Raw genomic sequence first — 18,015 nt, 5'->3', positions numbered from 1 at the left:
GATGCTAAATAAACTCATTGAATCAGCCGTACGTCATCGGCTGTTGGTGTTGCTTGCTCTGGTTTCGATAACGATTGCCAGTGTTTTCATATTACCAAAATTAAATCTCGATGCTTTTCCTGATGTGACCAATGTGCAGGTGACCGTAAATACTGCCGCAGAGGGCCTAGCAGCCGAAGAAGTGGAAAAACTCATCAGTTATCCTGTCGAGTCAGCCATGTATGCTTTACCAGAAGTGACTGAAGTGAGGTCATTATCACGTACTGGTTTATCTATAGTGACTGTGGTTTTTGCAGAAGGCACCGATATTTATTTCGCTCGCCAGCAAGTGTTTGAGCAACTGCAAGCCGCGAGGGAAATGATCCCTGATGGCGTTGGCGTGCCTGAAATTGGCCCGAACACTTCAGGTTTGGGACAAATATATCAATATATTTTACGAGCGACACCAGAATCAGGCGTTGACGCCGCTGAGCTTCGTAGCCTAAATGACTATCTCGTCAAATTGATATTGATGCCAGTAGGTGGTGTCACAGAAGTATTGTCATTTGGCGGTGATGTGCGTCAATACCAAGTGAATGTCGATCCCAATAAGCTACTCAGTTACGGCTTGAGTATGGCGCAAGTTACAGAGGCATTAGAGAGTAATAATCGCAATGCTGGTGGCTGGTTTATGGACCAAGGCCAAGAGCAATTAGTGGTGCGAGGTTACGGTTTACTGCCATCTGGGGATGCAGGATTAGCGGCAATAGCACAAATTCCGTTGACCGAAGTAGGCGGGACACCTGTGCGAGTCGCTGATATTGCGAAGGTTGAATATGGCCGTGAAATTCGTGTGGGCGCAGTAACCTTTACCCGTAAAGAGCTAAACCCTGTTAATGGCACAAATGAAGTTAATGCCATGGGCGAAGTGGTTGCTGGCGTAGTGCTAAAACGCATGGGCGCAAACACTAAGGCTACTATTGATGATATCAATACTCGGGTTGAGCTTATCGAACAAGCATTACCTAAAGGCGTGTCGTTTGAGGTTTTTTATGATCAAGCAGACTTAGTTAAACAAGCGGTAACGACAGTTGTTGACGCACTGCTGATGGCCTTTGTGTTTATTGTGATTATTCTGGCGCTTTTTTTGGTTAACTTACGTGCCACCAGTTTAGTTTTGCTGTCGATCCCGATATCAATCAGCATAGCGCTAATGGTTATGGCGTACTTTGGCATGTCAGCTAATTTAATGTCATTAGGAGGACTTGCAGTAGCAATAGGTATGTTGGTAGATGGCTCGGTGGTGATGGTTGAAAACATCTTTAAACACCTGACTCGAAACCAAAATAAAGTCACGGAAAAAGGCGGTCAAGCATCGTTATCAATATCCTCTCAATCAATACAGACTCAATCAAAAAAAACTCAATCAATAACGGTACAAGTAGTCACAGCTGCTAAAGAAGTTTGCAGTCCTATCTTCTTTGCCACAGCAATCATTATTGTGGTATTTGCACCATTATTTGCGCTAGAAGGTGTTGAGGGCAAATTATTCCAGCCAATGGCGGTGAGTATTATTCTGGCAATGCTTTCTGCATTAGTTGTGGCGATACTCGTTGTTCCCGCTGCTGCAGTTTATTTATTTCGCCGTGGGGTAACGCTCAAGCAAAGTCCTATATTAGCGCCGATTGAGAGAGCGTATAAACGACTACTATTAACCACCATTAACAGGCCTGTCGTGGTAATGGGTACCGCGCTTGTGATGTTTACCGCCAGCATGCTACTGCTACCGCGTTTAGGTACCGAATTTGTCCCCGAGTTAGAAGAAGGCACCATAAATCTGCGAGTGACTCTAGCACCGACTGCAAGCCTGCAAACCTCCTTAGATATAGCGCCCAAAATTGAAGCGATATTAATGGACTTTCCCGAGGTGGAATATGCATTAAGTCGCATTGGCGCACCTGAACTTGGCGGCGACCCTGAGCCTGTCAGTAACATTGAAATCTACATTGGTTTGAAGCCTGTTGATGAATGGCAAAGTGCTGAAAATCGTTTTGAACTGCAGCACTTAATGGAAGATGAACTGAGTGTTTTTCCTGGCTTGTTGTTCACCTTTTCACAACCGATAGCCACCCGCGTTGATGAACTACTGTCAGGAGTTAAAGCGCAGCTAGCAATTAAAATATTTGGCCCAGATCTCGCGGTATTGTCTGCAAAAGGCGAGCAACTGACGCAACTGGTTAGTGGTATTGAAGGGGCAGTTGACGTTTCACTTGAGCAAGTCAGTGGTGAAGCGCAACTAGTCATTCGGCCAATGCGCGATCAACTGGCGCGATATGGTTTAAGCGTTGATCAAGTGATGAGCTTGGTAAGCCAAGGGATTGGTGGTGCAAGTGCTGGGCAAGTGATTGATGGCAATGCTCGTTATGATATTAATGTGCGATTAGCGGCGCAGTATCGTAACTCACCTGATGTGCTGCGAGACTTGATACTACGCGGTGCAAATGGCGCCCAGGTTCGTTTAGGTGAAGTCGCTAAAGTCGGCATTGAAATGGCTCCACCTAATATTCGACGAGATGATGTGCAGCGCCGAGTCGTGGTACAAGCTAATGTGTCTGGCCGTGATATGGGGTCGGTTGTAAATGATATTTATGCCATTGTGCCAAAGGCGCAGCTGCCAGCAGGCTATACCGTGGTCGTGGGGGGGCAATATGAAAACCAACAACGAGCGCAGCAGAAGCTGATGCTAGTGGTGCCGGTATCTATCGTGTTAATCGCGCTATTACTGTATTTCTCATTTGGCAGCATTAAGCAAGTTGGCTTAATTATGGCTAATGTGCCACTAGCTTTAATCGGTGGAGTTGTTGCGCTTTACGTTACAGGGACATACTTGTCGGTGCCTAGTTCAATTGGATTTATCACCTTATTTGGCGTGGCAGTACTTAATGGTGTTGTGTTGGTGGATGCCATTAATCAGCGGTGTGAACACAATAAATCAGAATCACTGCAGACCAGCGTGTTTGAAGGCACTGTTGGCCGTTTACGCCCCGTGTTGATGACGGCATTAACCTCGGCATTAGGCCTAATTCCAATATTACTGTCATCGGGTGTGGGCAGTGAAATCCAACAACCGTTAGCGATAGTGATTATTGGCGGTTTATTTAGCTCTACTGCATTAACGCTGTTGGTATTGCCAACTATGTATATGTGGTTGTTTAAGGCAAAACGCTAAAAGTAGTTTCTTGATTCTAGACTTCAAAAAGTAACCCAACTTTTTAGTTGGGTTACTGTTCATATCTTCTAGTGCCGTCACACTCTGATTTCTACGACCTTCCGATACCTTGACATTATCTACCCCTTTAGAGACTATCGAGTCGAAAAAAATGTATAAATATTTAAAGGCTTTGTTAAGTAAAGTCTAATGAAATTAATAAAAATGAAGGAGAAGGCTATGTTTTATCGTGCGTTGATACTGTCTTTGTTACTAGTATTGCCAACTGCGGTTAAAGCCGAGAACTATTCAATTGGTACTGGTGGTCAAAGCGGTATTTATTATCCATTTGGTGGTGCGTTAGCCAAAGTGTGGTCAGATGAAGTCCCACAAGTTAACGTTAAAGCTGAAGTCACTGCCGCATCAGTTGAGAACACAATTAAAGTGGTACGTGGCGATATGATTGCCGGTATTGCGATGGGTAATGTTGTCCTTGATGCTTATAAAGGCGAAGGTAAGTTCAGAAATGCAATGCCAGTGAATACACTGTTTGCCTTATATCCAAACCTTGTGCATGCCATTAGTCTTGAAAAGTCAGGCATTACTTCGCTTGCCGATCTTAAAGGAAAACGTATTTCATTAGGTGCTCCTGCTAGTGGCACTGCGGTAACGTCTGCTGCACTACTTGAATCTATTGGTATTGATGTGAAAAAAGACATCACTGCTGTTTACTTGAATTATTCAGAAACCACCAACGCATTAGCTAATGGTCAAATTGATGCAGGCTTTATTGTGGGTGGTCAAGGTGTTGGCGCGGTAACTCAAGTGGCATTAACCCATAAGGTTAATATTATTCCTGTTTCTGCTGAAGAAAGTGCAGCGTTTATTAAGCAAAACCCTGCTTATAGCAATTACACCATTCCTGCCGATGTATACAACAATGTGGGCGCTGTGCCGACATTAAGTGTATGGAATGTGATTGTGGTTAGCGCCAAAATGAGTGATGAGATGGCGTTTAACTTAACTAAAGCTGCTTTTGAGAATATGTCAGAAGTGCAAAAGGTCGTGAAGGTTGCTGAAGCCACAACACCTGAAAATGCTGACCGCCTGCAAGGTGTGCCATTACACCCTGGTGCGCAAAAGTATTTAGATAGTATTAAGTAAAAAACAACTTAGTTTTCTAGGTTGTTTTAACACCTTTAGGCGAACGTGAAAAAGACAAAGGCAACGTAATGTTGCCTTTGTATATTTAGGCGATTGATTGGGCGTTATGACAATCATTAGCAGAGAGGAAAAAGTATGACCCAAGAACAAGGCAACCAAGCCGAGCAGTATGTGAGTACCGATAAAGGTACAGGGGTTGATTACGCTCTTCCACATGAAAAAACGATAAAAATCATAGGCTACACTACGTTAATCATTGCAGTATTATTGTCTTCATTTCAAATCTGGCAAGGTATTACGTCAACGATATCGGCCACTTATTTTCGTCCCGTGCATTTGTGCTGGGTATTAGTCCTAATTTTTTTACATTATCCACTGATTAAAAACCGTCGCAAAAAAGGTTATTTGATTGGTCGTGTATTTGATCTCGCCTTATGTGGATTAACCGTGTTTGCGGGTTATCGGATGTCGATTTTCGACTACAACGATATTGACCATATGCTTTATGGTTTAGGCACAGTTGATTTAGTGGCGGGCAGTGCATTATTACTCTTATTACTGGAAGGTTGTCGACGTACCGTGGGTTGGGTGATGGTACTGATTGCTGGTATGTTTCTCGCTTACAGTGGCTTTGGTGATTTGTTACCGGGCGCGATGGCAACCAAAGCCTATTCGCTACAAGAGTTGATTCAATTCCAAATCTATTCAGCTAATGGTGTGTTTGGTTCTGCCTTAGGCATTGCGGCCACCACGGTATTTATTTTTGTACTGTTCGGTGCATTCTTAGAAGTCACTGGCGCAGGTAAGTTCTTTATTGATCTCGCTTTTTCTATAGCGGGTAAATATCGCGGCGGCCCAGCCAAAGCTGCAGTATTGGCATCAGCTGGGCTTGGCTCTATTTCAGGATCGGCAATTGCAAACACAGTGACCACAGGTGCAGTGACGATTCCGATGATGAAAAAGTTAGGTTATACCCCTGAGCAGTCTGCGGGTATTGAAGCCTCTGCTTCAACGGGTGGACAAATTATGCCGCCGATTATGGGCGCAGGTGCGTTCGTTATGGCGCAGTTTACTGGCGTGCCTTACAGCGAGATCATGTTGGCCTCTATTGCGCCTGCTATTTTGTACTTCTTCTGTACCTTACTTTATGTGCATTTAATGGCATGTAAGTTAAACCTAAAAGCGGCGAGTCGCACTGAAGCCGTCATTGAGGTCATGAAACACGGTGCTCATCACCTTATTCCGCTCGCTATTATCACCGCTTTACTGATGATGGCCTACTCACCATTGTTAGTTGGTGTTGCAGGCTGCGCGGCAATTTTGGTGACTGCTGCACTGCGAAAACACAGCCGAATTGGGATTAAAAAGTTTATCGAAGGCATGAAAAACGGTGCGCTATTAGCGTTACCCATCTCTGTTGCTTGTGGCGCTGCAGGTATCATTGTTGGTGTGGTAGGCCAGACGGGGATTGGGTTACAGTTCACCCAATTTGTAATGGATTTCTCTGGCGGTTATATGTTGGTCGCGCTGGGACTTATCAGTATTGTGGCACTGGTTTTAGGGATGGGCTTACCGGTTACCGCAGCTTATATTGTCCTCGCTGTCATGGCTGTGCCTATGCTGGGTGACTTTGGTTTGCCATTATTAACTGCGCACTTAATTGTGTTCTGGTTATCGCAAACTTCAAATGTAACCCCACCAATTGCGCTTGCGGCATTTGCGGGAGCAGGTGTGGCCAATGCCAACCCAATGAAGTCTTCGGTTGAGGCATTTAAGCTAGCCGGCGGCTTGTTCATAATCCCAATAATGATGGCCTATACCGATTTGCTTAATCCTGATGCAGGCATGATGGCATTTACCTTCGCGATTATTCAGACCGCTAGCATTATCGTAGCTATTGCGATATCAATTGAAGGCTATTTGTTACGTTCGCTTTCGACGGTTGAGCGATTGGTTGCTATCGCCACAGTACCTTGGGTGCTATTTAATCCGTTTGGCACAGGCTTTATTGGCGTGGCGGTTGTATTGGGGTTATTGGCTGTGCAGTGGAAAACGCAAGATAAAGCTGCGGTTTAATAGGGCGAGTTAACAAAAAATAGGTTTAGCTTGAACGGCTAAACCTATTTTTTATCTAATAAGCATATTGATGGTTAACAGCCAGTGATATCGACCGTTAATGTGTAAGTCGTTGCTGAGCCACCAGTGCCAGTCGGTTCTATATAACGTACATGGCAATTAATTGTCTCATCATCTAAATCATAGCCGTAGCGCACATTTGACGAGCCTGCTTCTACGTTTGGTGTACAACTTCCACTACCAAAACAAAAGTCTATCTCAGAGCCGATTTCGAGCATTTGTGGTAACCCGCCGCCATCATTTTCGCCAAAGGCTTCTGGGTAGCCCAGTTTCATCTCTATTACTTCGCCGTTGTAATCAATCAAACTGCGGTCATCTTTTTCGACGCCATCAATAGCAGCGCGTGAATAGGCTAAATCAAGTGAAGACTGAATCGCGGCTTTTACCCCTTGTACGGTCGCGATTTTTGCATCACTTTGAAGATTGATAAATTTAGGTGCAGCAATAACAGCGAGGATCCCTAAAATAATGATAACAATCACTAATTCAATTAACGTAAAGCCTTTAGTGCTTGTGAGTTTAATTGAGCCTGAGGTTGAGTTAATCGCCATCTTTTATCCTTTAAAGTGAATTAACAGCTTGTTTATTAGGGTTTACTTATATTTTGTATGGTAAAACACATTGACTAATATGTATAAGAAAAACTCAAATCAGCGTGTTTAGGATAGTAAGTTCTCCCTATTTGAATTGCTAAATCTGTGACTTTTCACTGTCATATTACTTCAATATTTCGTGCAAATAGAGTTAAAAAATCGTGCTGTTTTTCTGTCTTTTCGTTCAATAATAGTCTGCTCACCCCTCCTAAATAATTACTTTTGGCGACCTTAGTAAATTATTTGTTAAATATGTGACTAATTAATATCAAGCGTTTCACTATGTAACCTTCTGTTTTTTATTAACTTTAATATTCCCTTCATTATTCTGAAATCTTGCTGTCACTTAGGCGAAGTCTTTTTGTCATTTTTGCAGGTTAATTTGTCGACCAGCCAAATTACTTAACACGCTTAATTCCGTCTTCGGAGATGACAATGGAACTGAAAAACATTTTTAAACTTAACGCTGTATCTGCTGCACTTTCTGCAACCTTACTGCTTGCTGGTTGTGGTGGTGATATCAATATCGATACTGGTTCAGACACGGACACGCCAACGACCCCAGATACGCCAACGACTCCTGACGTATCAGATCAAGAAGCGGCTTACGGTGGTTTTGCTGAGAAGAGCGCGACAATCGCAGCGATAGACGGCAAAGAGGTTTGGGTGTTATCTGGCACACTTGCTCCTTCAACTTCAGCTTCAACAGTCAATGTTGGTGGTCAAGACGGCGACAAAATCATTCTTGGTAATGATGTAGTTTGGATGCTTGATGGTGCTGTTATCGCGGGTGCTGATAAAGCTGATTCTGTTGAGTTATCAGTTATGGCTGGCACTAAAATTGTGGGTGGAAGCGAGTCTTACCTAGTCATTAGCCGTGATTCAAAAATTATGGCAGAAGGTACCGCTGAAGCGCCTATCGTATTTACGTCACTTGAATCTGCACTGGGTCAAGAAGGCGAAGCGGGACAGTGGGGCGGCTTAGTTGTTTTAGGTAACGCGCCAGTTAACTCATGTCCTGATTTAACCAGTTGTGATGCAGCTTTTGAAGTAGGAAGTCACAGCTACGGTGGTGATGACACTGAAGATAACTCAGGTGTTATCCAGTATGTCCGCGTTGAGTTTGGTGGTTTTAAAATCAACGATACCCAAGAAATGAACGGCATCAGTTTTGCGGCAGTAGGTGCAGGCACAACTGTTGACCATATTCAAATTCATAAAAATAACGATGACGGCGTTGAATTCTGGGGCGGTAACGTTTCACTTTCACACGTTGTATTAACAGAAAACTTTGATGATTCTTTAGATTGGACTAACGGTTGGCAAGGTAGTGCACAACACGTTTATATCCGCCAAGAAGATAACGGTTCTAACCGTGGTATTGAAGCCGACAGCAACAGCAGCGCTGATGCAGAGCCGCAATCTCGTCCAACTCTCGCTAACTTCACTATTCAAGTGGCTAACGGCACGAACAGTGGCGGTGACGATGCTGAAGGTATTTTATTACGTAAAGGCACAGCAGTAGATGCTTACAACATGCTGGTTAAAGGTGATGTTGCTTCAGGTGAGTGTTTAGAAGTTAATGACGACAATACCGTTTTAGCTGCTGAAGCTGGCAACTTAAACATGCAAAACAGCTTAATCGATTGTATTGAGCCGTTTAAAGATGCAAAACCTGATGCTGAAGAAGGTCGCACATTAGCACTTGATGTGGAGCAATGGTTCCTTGAGCAAGAAGGCAACTTAGTCGGTGCATCTGACTTAACTGATTACATGCCTAACTCATCTTCAGTTGCCTTAACTGGCGGTGCGGCCGATTTAGCCAATATGGATGACCGTTTAGTTGATGCGCAGTACATTGGTGCATTTGACGGCACGACTGACTGGACTACCGGTTGGACGACAGCAATTCACGAAGATGCAGCGCCTGCACCGACTGAGTTACCTGTATTAACGTCATGTCCTGTTGGGACAACTTCTGAAGAAGTGGTTGCAGGCCTTTATAAAGATGACAGCGTCACTTTAGTGTGTTCAATCCAAGGCAACATTACTACAAATACAACACTGCTTGCTGGTCAAAACGTGATGTACAAAGTAGATGGCGGCGCAGTGGTTGTAGGTGGTGATAATACTGATTCCGCAACATTAGCCATTCAAGCTGGCACACAAATGTTTGCTACTGATAACAGCTACATTGCAGTAAGCCGTGGCTCAAAAATCATGGCTCAAGGTAGTGCTGAGCACCCAATCGTAATGACATCGCAACAAGATGTGATTGCAGGCGCAGAAGGTGAGCGCGGCCAATGGGGTGGTTTAGTTTTACTGGGTAACGGCGAAACAAACACTTGTCCTGATAAAAATGCTTGTGATGCTTCATTCGAAGTAGGCGACTTCCCATACGGCGGTAATGACAATGCTGATAGCAGTGGTCAAGTTAGCTACGTGGTAGTGAAATACGCTGGTTTCAAAGTTAATGATACTCAAGAAATGAACGGTATCTCGTTTGCTGCAGTAGGTAGCGGAACTCAAGTTGACCACATTCAAGTTCATGCGAATGGCGATGATGGTGTGGAGTTCTGGGGTGGTGCGGTAAACCTTAAATACGTTTACTTAACAGACAACTTCGATGACAGCTTAGATTGGACTAACGGCTGGCAGGGTAAAGCACAATACGTGTATATCACTCACGAAGACGGTCAAGCTAACCGTGGCTTTGAAGGCGATAGCCATAAAGGGACTGACGATACGCCAGTGTCTAACCCAACTATCTCAAACGTGACGATTTTACCAGGTGTTGATATTGAAAATGCCAGTGGCGACAAAGGTGAAGGGATTATCCTTCGCGTTGCAACTGCGGCTTCAATCCACAACTTACTGATTCAAGGTCGTAAAGGGTCAACGTCTGAAACTGAATCCGGTGAGTGTTTAGAGTTAGACGGGACTTATGCGGGTCTTGTGGACAATGTTAACGATGGGTCATTAATGATTTCTCACTCAGTTATCGATTGTAACGAGCCGTTCAAGTATAGCTCTGACAATGCTGCAACGACTGATGCCGTTGACACAGAAGCATGGTTCTTAGCGCAAACGGGCAACTCAGCTCAAGCAGTGACGTTAACAGACGGTATGCCAGCAGGTACTGACACAGTATTGCTAGGTACAGGTCTTGATATGAGCACAACTGACACCTTCTTCGATTCTACTGATTATATTGGTGCTTTCGATGGCCAGACTGATTGGCGTGAAGGTTGGGCTTTTATTAAGTAACTGAATTAGTTACTAAGCCATAAACATCAGAGGGTATTCCTCTGATGTTTAAAAAAGTGCTCAGACAGTCTCTATCACTGAGCGCTTTTTAAAGTTTGTCCTAATGCTACAACCGAAATAACCAAGTTACTTATCTGCCACTGATGCTCTAGACGCTGCCGTCAAACTGCATCGAGATGGCGCTACCTGAACTGTGTACAGGATTGAAAAACGCTATGAAAACCAAGCCGAGTTTTATCGCTAACAAGCTAAGCCTAGCTGTTGTAACTGCTATTTCAGCAGCCTCACTTTTTACAACACTGCCTGCTTACTCGGAAGAAACGCCTGAGGTTGATCCAGGTGAAGATTTCCCAATTGAAGTTATTGCTGTTACTGGTCGTTTGCGCACCTCCGCTTCAGCTGCTGTTGAAGAACGTCGCGAGCAGCCTACTGTCGTAGACATTATGGGCGCTGACCAAATTTCTCGAACGGGTGACAGTGATGCCGCAGCAGCACTTCGCCGTGTGACAGGTTTAACCCTAAAAGATGGCAAGTTTATTTATGTGCGTGGTTTAGGTGAACGTTATTCAAGTACTTCTTTAAATGGTGCCGTTGTGCCATCACCAGACCCTACTCGTAACGTGGTTCCGCTGGATATGTTCCCAGCTTCAATTATCGAATCACTCTCAGTACAAAAAGCGAGTACAGCAAGCACACCTGCCGCATTTGGTGGTGGTCACGTTGATATTCGAACTAAATCCATTCCTGCAGATTTCTTTTTTAAAGTTTCATTAGGTGGTCGTTACAACACCAATGATTCTGACGATACCTTCACTTATAACGGTGGCGGTGACGACTGGATGGGACAAGATGATGGCACTCGCGAGATGCCAAATAGCATTAATGATGTCACGAACATGTATGGCGGCATTAGCCCAATTGATATCGTTACTGGCTCAAACGGTACAATTGATTTTGCTCAGGCGCAGGAAATTAACCGTGGCTTAGCCAGTGATATGTATCGTGATATGACGGTTTTCACTGAAAACACTGACCCAGGTATTCGTGGCAATATCGCCATTGGTGATCGCTGGGATATCACCGACGATATTATTTTTGGTGCCATGACAGCTGTGTCTTACAAAGAGCAAGCTGAAAACTACACTAAAACTGAAGTTGAGTTGGCGGGTGATGCTGACAACGTACAAATCGAAAATTCAAAAGATGTCATGGGTACCGATTCAATCGTGCAGATGTCCGGGATGCTCAACCTAGGTTTAGAAATTGGTTACGATCATAAAATTCAGACCTTTTCGACTTACCTACGTGATACTTCTGATGATGTTTCAGTTGCTATAGAAGAAACTATCGATACCATTTCAGAGCCAAATGCTCTGCAAGTGTATGACGTATCTTATGAAGAACGTAATCTAATCAGTAACCAAATTCAGGGTAATCATTTCTTCGAATACCTTTGGGATTTAGAAGCAAATTGGATGTATTCAAACGCAAGCTCAAAGCGTTATGCACCTAATGAGCTTTCATACACTTATAACGTGTTATTCGATGATGCGAACAACATGACGAGCCGCAACTTGAATACTCAAGATGCGCCAAAGTATGTATATAGCCGCCTTGATGATAATACTGAAAACTACAAATTTGACTTAACCCTGCCGTTTGAATTTGGCATGAACGTCATGAAAATTAGCGGTGGTTATGAATATTTTGAACGTACTCGTGAAAGCTACGCTACCCGCTTAGGCTTTGATGTGGGCTTAAGCCCAACAGATCCAAACGGTGACATTTTATCGGGTGAATTTGATAAGATTTTCTCAGATGAAAACATTGCCAATGACAATCTAGATTTAGAACTTAAAGATGCCTCAACAGACACTGAAGATTACATTGCGGCAGAAATGATTGATGCTGGCTTTGTGAATCTTGATATCGACTTTGATGATGTATGGCGCTTTGTTGCTGGGGTGCGTTATGAAGATTTTCGCCGTGTAACCTTGCCGCTGACGCCAGATGGTGAAGTGTCTGACGAAGGTGGTCGTTATGATATGGAAGATTACGCTATTGCTGAAGATGGCTGGTTCCCGTCAATGTCGTTAACGTGGAAATCATCAGATCAAAGTCAATGGCGATTAGGAGCAAGTAAAACACTGGTTCGCCCTGACTTACGTGAAGTTGCGCCGGTACGTTTCCAAGACCCAATTACTGGTTTTGATTTCTTCGGTAATCCAGAGCTTGAAAGCTCAGATATATATAACCTCGATTTACGCTGGGAATACTACTCAGATGATGGTGCTAACTTAAGTGTCGGTGGCTTCTATAAAGATGTCGATGCACCGATTGAAGCGATTCAACGTATTTCGGAAGCAGGTCGCCAGCTTAAGTTTTATAACGCTGAATCAGGTGTGATTTACGGCGTCGAAACTGAGTTTTTACATGACCTTGGCTTTATTGGTAGTGAAGGCGGCTTTTGGGAAGACTTCTTTGTTGCGGGTAACTTAACCTTGAGTGACTCAGAAATTGAAATCGCTGGCAACGGTGAGATTGACCCAACTAACAATAAACGCCGTATGACAGGTCATTCAGAATGGGTAGCTAACATGCAGTTTAGCTATGACTCAGCCGATGAATCTCATAGTGCCACACTGGTATATAACGTCTTTGGTGAACGTATTGCTTATGGTGGACGTGGTGGTTTAGATGACGTTTACGAGCAACCATTCCACAGTTTAGATTTCACCTATAGCTTTTTACCAACAGAAAGCTTTGGCGTGAAGTTTAAAGTGAAGAATATCCTTGGTGAAACGACTGAATACGACCAACAAGATGTGGTGGTATACGCAAAAGAGCCAGGTACAGAATTCACTCTGCAGTTTGATTACCAATACTAAAAATAGTAGCAGGGTTGTCACTGTATTGCGGCTATATGATAACCCTTTGGTTTTCTTGAGTGTAACAAGGTACTGATTTTTAGCATTATTACTTCATCCTTTTAATGCTAAAAGTTTAGGGCCTGTTAATCTTTCAAGGTTGTTTTTGCAGCGGGTTGTTGGCTATTTATACAAGGCAGAGACTTTGTGGTGTAGTTATTCTACATAAAATGTCGATAACGTAGTAAAAATGGTCAACAAATGCTGCCCGAAGGGTTCGGCTAAAAACGTTTTACTCTTTGTTGGATGAAGAGTTGCTTAGGTGACTAGGCATCAATCCATCCGCCTCAATTAAAACGTTTTTAACTCGAACAAAATTCAACCAGCAAAGATCAACAAGCCCTAGTGTACAGTGATGTTTTAATTTGAGGTCTGGAACATTTCTCTTTAGACATCACACGCTTCTTTATTAATGAAACGTTATTTAAGACAGGCGTTTTAACAAAGAAGTTAGTCGTAAAAATAGCAAGAACAGTGTTCAATTTAGCAATATTACTTCATCCTTTTATTGCTAAAAAATAACACTAGGCCACTTTCTTCTGGAACAAGAAAGTGGCCGTTTTGTTTCTGGGATTTAGTCGTTTTTTTAATGAATACAGAGTCTTTAAACAAAGACTAGGCTAGCTAAAATAAAGCGTTTGGAACAAGAAAGCGGCCGTTTTTGCTTATGTTTTAGCTATTAATCGGTAAAACTACCAATAATAGCGTCAGCGGTTGCTTAAAAATAATAACCGAAATTCACATTAACTCGTTTATCCCAGTCATTACCGAATTCTGGTAAGCCTATATGGTCATTATTAGCTGTTGCGAAAGTCATGTTTTTACCAAGAATGAAGTCAACCATAGTGTAGGTGGCTCCAGCTGATATGGCACAACCCGTCACATTTTGCATACTGTTGTCGTAGCTATCGTTAGCAACATCTGGGGTCATTAAACCAAAGTCGTTGTAACATTTAACACTACCAAAATCAGTGGCAAATGTTTTAGCGATGTTTGCACTGTACGCTTGGCCTTTTGAGGCTATTTCGTACTGCCAGCTAACCACTGCAATACCAATTTTATTGTCGTCTGCAGAATCTGCTGCATCGTACTCATATTGCATCGCTTGTAGCTGTAGGTTCCATCCTTTGTAAGTGCTGTCTAAATGCAGTGCTACAGCATAACGGTCGCCCATATTGCCTGTATCACTGTTATAGATCTGACCGTACTGGGCTGAACCACCAAATGTTGTCGAGCCACCTTCATACTCAGCTGTATAGGTTTGTCTGAAGTTAAAGCCGTTGGTTTCTTCGTTGTGGTATTCAGTACCATTGATTTCGCCACTGTATAATGCCGCTGAGTAACGTTTGTTTTCAGTAGCGCTATAAACCGGATTTTTGTAGAACGCGATATCAGTATTCCAGCCATTATTATCATAAGAAGCTTTAATACCCACATCGTGGCTATCTTCAAAACCTAGGTAATAAGGAAGACCGAACCAAAAGCTGTTTGAAATGAAACCAGGATTACCAAATGGCACTTTATTGATACCAAGTTGAAGCTGCCATTCAGGATTAATATCGTAGAAGCCATAACCGTATTTTATGTAGTTGCTATCTGAGGTAAAACGGTAATCTGAAGCAATCCCCCAATCACCTACTTTTCCGTCAAATGTGATTGAAGCTATATCAAAATCAAATTCACCTAATTTATCTTTATTAGACTCATCGTAGTCTCTGTATGCGTAATTAACGCGCACAGCGCCTCCGATATTTATGCCATCTTCTTGTTCTTCAGCCATTACACTCACTGAAGGTATTGCAATTGCTGTAGCCACCATCGACAACATAAACTTGGCGGTTTTTTTCATCATTTTTCCCTTTCTATTTGTAGATTTTATATTTTTAAGCGCTTTACTGAATTTATCGGCACCCATTACGCTGACAGCCCCTAAATAACTTTTTTCTGGTGGAATTCACAATCGTTGAGCGTGTTAACTTTGATTAATCAGCCAATTAAATCAGTTGTTAATCTAGAGGTTGATGCAGGCAAGTGCTTTACAATAATGTGGTGAGTATTTAGCTTTCATCGTTGAATAAGACAACCTAGAAGAGCAAATCATTGCCTTGATAACGGGTTTTTGATGACTAATTAGGCAGCTAATTTACTAAGAATAATGTAGGTAAGTAGATAGGCGTATTTTGATGCTAGCCTATCTACAAATATTCAAGTGTGCTGCGGAATTAATCTTCCTTCTGAAATCTAATGTTCTATTTGAATTAAATAGATATAGACTAGTTGTGCGCTATTTTGCATTTTGGTTTAGTGCCATAATTTTGATTAACTTTGGATTGGGTCAAGGTTAAAAGGCGACTGCTAAGTATTGACTAATATTGAAGGCACATCAGAAGTGCGCGAGAGTAAAGGTTTTATTGGTTGAGATACAGGTTGTTTTGCCAGTAATGAGATCTGGGAAACGATAATTTGTTATTTGGGTGACAAAAGAAACTCTTGAACATCAAAAGCGACGTTCAAGAGAAACATATATTCGTCATGATATATTTGTATTATCCGTTTCAAATAAGCTAGCGATTTTCGTATTATCTGTTGTATTTTATTTCAGATATTTAGGCCTTGCTTATCACCTAACTTGTTAATTTTATTGGACTTGACTTGTAGAGTATTTAAGTTTGACTTCATCGATAAGTGCTTGCCATTGCGGGTATTTAGCAAAGCTTTGTTGTAAGTCGCCCCAAGGCGATAACGTATCTTCTAGTACTTCTCCAGAAACATCGATACCTTGGGTTGCTAGGTATAAATAATAAAAGGCTGAAGCTCGGTAATTAGCTGCGCAGTGCACTAGGATTGATTTATCATTGTGCTGCTCCATAACGGCAAAAAATTGTTCAACATCTTCAATTTTAGGTTGTTGCCAGTTCACTTCAATATTTTCATATTGCATTCCTGCATCAGATACCAATTTAGGTTCTTCAGTTAAGAAATTGGGATTATCGGTTGGGATCAAATTGATCACCACTTCAACTCCAGCTTTTTGTAAAGTCTGAAACTCAGCGCTGGTAGGCAAGCCTGCTGTAATCACTTGGCTGTTATTAATTTTGATCGCTTTAATGTCATTTAAATGCGCAGGGTTGATTTCAGCTGCAGCAGGGTTAATCGCTCCCACAGATAAAGCTGTCATCATCACTGTCATTGATAGTATTCCTTTAGCGCGCTGTTTTATCTGTTGAGAGGTTTTTAATATTGAGTTCATTTTAATATTCATGAAAAGTCCTATTCCTTTAGGATGTTGTTAATAGCCGCTAATTCTTGCTCGCTAAAATCGAGTTTATCAAGGGCATTTACTGAGTCGATAATTTGGGCTGAGCGGCTAGCACCGATCAAGCAGGTAGTGACCGCATCATTATTTAATGTCCATGCAATAGCCATTTGCGCTAAAGACTGCCCACGCTGCTTGGCAATGTTATTTAGGGCTTGAACTTTAGCGAGTCTTGCTGGGGTAATATCTTTACTTGCAAGGTAGATTTGATGTTGCTGCGCAGCCCGAGAATCATCGGGGATGCCATTAAGATATTTGTCGGTTAATACCCCTTGAGCTAGAGGTGAAAACACAATAGACCCAACCCCTTCGGCGTTAAGCACATCAGTGAGCCCATCTTCAATCCAACGATCAAACATATTGTAGCGAGGCTGGTGGATTAGTAATGGTGTGCCTAACTGACGCAAAATAGCGATAGCTTGTTGAGTCTGCTTTGGTTGGTAGTTTGAAATCCCTACATACAAGGCGCGCCCCGAACGGACAATATAATCCAGCGCCTGCATGGTTTCTTCAAGTGGGGTGTCTGGATCCATACAGTGATGATAAAAAATATCGAAATATTCGAGCCCTGTGCGTTTAAGGCTTTGATCGCAACTTGCGACTAAATATTTACGAGAACCTCCCATACCATATGGCCCTGGCCACATGTCATAACCTGCCTTACTGGAAATAATTAACTCATCACGGTATGGCGTAAAATCTTGCTGATAGATAGAGCCAAAAGTAGATTCTGCAGCGCCATAATGAGGACCATAATTGTTGGCTAAATCAAAATGAGTGATGCCACTATCAAAAGCTGTTTGCAGCATGCTACGCGCATTGGAACGAGGATCATCTGCGCCAAAGTTTTGCCATAAACCTAATGATAATTGGGGCAAACGAATACCGCTGCGGCCACAACGTTCATAAGCCATATTTTTATATCTTTTAGGGTTGGCAACATAATGAGAAGTGGGTTCGTGAGTAATCATTTATCATCCTAAAAATGAAGAGTTTAAATATGAGTTAGTGCTAATTGGTTGGTATTAACTTAAGGGCATACATATGCATTAGCAATAAAAGTCACCGAGGTGGCAAAGGCTTTAGGTTTGTATAAAAAAATCGTATTAGCGCCTAAGCTGCTGGCCTCGTTGCGCAACTGGTTAATCGCACCTTGGGTTAGGTCTTTATTGGAGATAAACAAGTAATCATACCAATGACCTTGCGAGCCAATAAGGGTGCCTTTTAGCTCGCAAACATCCATATCACCTTGCTCTGACCATAGTACTTCAATCTCTTGTGTTTGGGGTGCGGCTAAGGTGATACAACCACTTAAGCTCGTAATGATTGCTAACACCAAGCTGAATGTTAAAAGTCTCTGTTTACTCTGCTGCATAATTTCCTTATTTAAACTTAATCAGGTCATTTTTAACTAGTTCAATGGCT

At 42.6% G+C, this 18,015-nt stretch carries 10 protein-coding genes; 5 read left to right on the top strand and 5 right to left on the bottom strand.

Annotated features, from left to right (window positions below; translation table 11 throughout):
• Nucleotide 1 precedes the first annotated feature (1 nt).
• The 3 genes from QPX86_RS17515 (at nucleotide 2) to QPX86_RS17505 (ending at nucleotide 6,427) form a co-directional block, all read left to right on the top strand.
• A complete protein-coding gene (locus QPX86_RS17515) occupies nucleotides 2-3,208 on the top strand; it encodes an efflux RND transporter permease subunit (protein WP_285163355.1) in 3,207 nt (1,068 codons plus the stop codon).
• Nucleotides 3,209-3,397: 189 nt separating this feature from the next.
• Nucleotides 3,398-4,351 carry a TAXI family TRAP transporter solute-binding subunit gene (locus QPX86_RS17510; protein ID WP_407696601.1) on the top strand — a complete coding sequence of 318 codons (954 nt, stop codon included), beginning with the start codon at nucleotides 3,398-3,400 and terminating at the stop codon, nucleotides 4,349-4,351.
• 135 nt (nucleotides 4,352-4,486) lie between these two features.
• Nucleotides 4,487-6,427, top strand: a complete 1,941-nt coding sequence (locus QPX86_RS17505) for a TRAP transporter permease (RefSeq protein WP_285163353.1) — start codon at nucleotides 4,487-4,489, stop codon at nucleotides 6,425-6,427.
• A gap of 74 nt (nucleotides 6,428-6,501) precedes the next feature.
• Here QPX86_RS17505 and QPX86_RS17500 read toward each other — a convergent pair whose 3' ends face one another.
• A complete protein-coding gene (locus QPX86_RS17500) occupies nucleotides 6,502-7,038 on the bottom strand; it encodes a prepilin-type N-terminal cleavage/methylation domain-containing protein (RefSeq protein WP_220752974.1) in 537 nt (178 codons plus the stop codon).
• A 477-nt stretch (nucleotides 7,039-7,515) separates the two neighbouring features.
• Here QPX86_RS17500 and QPX86_RS17495 point away from each other — a divergent pair, with 477 nt between their 5' ends.
• Nucleotides 7,516-10,347 carry a hypothetical protein gene (locus QPX86_RS17495; protein WP_285163352.1) on the top strand — a complete coding sequence of 944 codons (2,832 nt, stop codon included), beginning with the start codon at nucleotides 7,516-7,518 and terminating at the stop codon, nucleotides 10,345-10,347.
• 215 nt (nucleotides 10,348-10,562) lie between these two features.
• Nucleotides 10,563-13,235, top strand: a complete 2,673-nt coding sequence (locus tag QPX86_RS17490; RefSeq protein ID WP_285163351.1) for a TonB-dependent receptor domain-containing protein — start codon at nucleotides 10,563-10,565, stop codon at nucleotides 13,233-13,235.
• A 757-nt stretch (nucleotides 13,236-13,992) separates the two neighbouring features.
• Here QPX86_RS17490 and QPX86_RS17485 read toward each other — a convergent pair.
• From QPX86_RS17485 to QPX86_RS17470, 4 genes are all read right to left on the bottom strand, one after another.
• The gene (locus tag QPX86_RS17485) at nucleotides 13,993-15,126 is read right to left on the bottom strand and encodes a TonB-dependent receptor (protein WP_285163350.1); all 1,134 of its coding nucleotides are present in this window, start codon (nucleotides 15,124-15,126) and stop codon (nucleotides 13,993-13,995) included.
• A 786-nt stretch (nucleotides 15,127-15,912) separates the two neighbouring features.
• Complete coding sequence (locus QPX86_RS17480) at nucleotides 15,913-16,536, bottom strand: protein tyrosine phosphatase family protein (protein ID WP_285163349.1); 624 nt, start codon at nucleotides 16,534-16,536, stop codon at nucleotides 15,913-15,915.
• An 8-nt stretch (nucleotides 16,537-16,544) separates the two neighbouring features.
• Nucleotides 16,545-17,561 carry an L-glyceraldehyde 3-phosphate reductase gene (gene mgrA / locus QPX86_RS17475; RefSeq protein ID WP_220752970.1) on the bottom strand — a complete coding sequence of 339 codons (1,017 nt, stop codon included), beginning with the start codon at nucleotides 17,559-17,561 and terminating at the stop codon, nucleotides 16,545-16,547.
• Between the two features lie 59 nt (nucleotides 17,562-17,620).
• Nucleotides 17,621-17,965 (bottom strand): DUF4156 domain-containing protein, encoded by a 345-nt coding sequence (locus QPX86_RS17470; protein ID WP_220752969.1) that lies wholly within the window; start codon nucleotides 17,963-17,965, stop codon nucleotides 17,621-17,623.
• Nucleotides 17,966-18,015: the final 50 nt, after the last annotated feature.

It is taken from the genome of Shewanella goraebulensis (assembly GCF_030252245.1).
In the GTDB taxonomy this organism is placed as follows: Bacteria; Pseudomonadota; Gammaproteobacteria; order Enterobacterales; family Shewanellaceae; genus Shewanella; species Shewanella goraebulensis.
Note: the sequence above shows the minus strand (reverse complement) of the source record. Positions and strands in the feature narration are given on the sequence as shown.